This window comes from Colwellia sp. C1TZA3 (assembly GCF_007954265.1).
Lineage (GTDB): Bacteria > Pseudomonadota > Gammaproteobacteria > Enterobacterales > Alteromonadaceae > Cognaticolwellia.
This window is the reverse complement of sequence record NZ_VOLS01000159.1, coordinates 1-594: the sequence shown is the minus strand read 5'-3', so window position 1 is coordinate 594 and position 594 is coordinate 1. Positions and strand designations below refer to the sequence as shown.

1 rRNA gene is annotated in these 594 nt (G+C 48.1%); it reads right to left on the bottom strand.

The features are described 5' to 3' along the window. A 23S ribosomal RNA gene (locus ESZ39_RS17650) occupies positions 1–594 on the bottom strand; the annotation flags it as partial.

Genomic DNA, 594 nt, shown 5'->3' with positions numbered 1-594 from the left:
GAAGATAACCCAATCAATTAACCTTCCGGCACCGGGCAGGCGTCACACCGTATACGTCATCTTTCGATTTTGCACAGTGCTGTGTTTTTAATAAACAGTTCCAGCCACCTGGTTACTTCGACTCTCCAATGCTTACACCGCAAGGGTTTCACACGAGAGAGCGTACCTTCTCCCGAAGTTACGGTACTATTTTGCCTAGTTCCTTCACCCGAGTTCTCTCAAGCGCCTTAGTATTCTCTACCTAACCACCTGTGTCGGTTTGGGGTACGGTTCCTATATATCTGAAGCTTAGAAGCTTTTCCTGGAAGCATGGCATCAATGACTTCATCTCCTTGGAGACTCGTCTCGATTCTCAGTGTTTAAATGAAGTCCCGGATTTACCTAAGACAACCACCTACAATCTTTCACACGGACTACCAACGCCGTGCTCACCTAGCCTACTCCGTCCCTCCTTCGCAATATATAGAAGTACAGAAATATTAATCTGTTTCCCATCGACTACGCGTTTCCGCCTCGCCTTAGGGGCCGACTTACCCTGCCCTGATTAACATGGGACAGGAAACCTTGGTCTTTCGGCGGGGGAGTTTTTCACTC